This is a genomic window from Mesorhizobium sp. M4B.F.Ca.ET.017.02.2.1, from assembly GCF_003998955.1.
Lineage (GTDB): Bacteria > Pseudomonadota > Alphaproteobacteria > Rhizobiales > Rhizobiaceae > Mesorhizobium > Mesorhizobium abyssinicae.
Window position 1 is genome coordinate 1 of record NZ_RZOF01000732.1, and the last position, 398, is coordinate 398.

The following is a 398-nucleotide window of genomic DNA, read 5'->3' on the forward strand; positions in this document are numbered from 1 at the left end:
ATCCGCTTCGGCGACCGGCCCGCGCTCGATTTGCCCGAGGACGTGAAAATGACTGTGACCACCGGCCGCGAAACGGTTGCGGATGGCCGCCGGGCTGCTTTGACGTTTCTTCCCGACGGTAGCTCTTCGGGCGTGGAAATCGACCTGCAGCGCGGCGGCCAGGCGGCGCATGTCGAGGTGAACTGGCTGACCGGACTAGCCAGCCGGAAGATGAAGCCATGACGTCGGAAAACAGCGAGGATGGCTTCTCGATCCTCGAAATGATCGTCGCCATGACCATTCTGGCGCTGGTTCTCGGCATCGCCAGCCAGACGATCGTGCTTGCCGGCCGCAGCATCGTGAAAGCGCGGGAAGAAATGGAGGCGGCGCGCAAGGTCCGCGCCATCATGGCTCAGTAC

At 63.3% G+C, this 398-nt stretch carries 1 protein-coding gene and 1 pseudogene; both read left to right on the forward strand.

What is annotated here, in order from left to right:
• A pseudogene (locus tag EN738_RS35865) lies at window positions 1-222 on the forward strand (type II secretion system protein GspH); the annotation flags it as partial.
• A partial coding sequence (locus tag EN738_RS35095) for a type II secretion system protein (RefSeq protein ID WP_145967078.1) occupies window positions 219-398 on the forward strand: 180 nt, incomplete at its 3' end. The pseudogene EN738_RS35865 and the gene EN738_RS35095, both read left to right, overlap by 4 nt.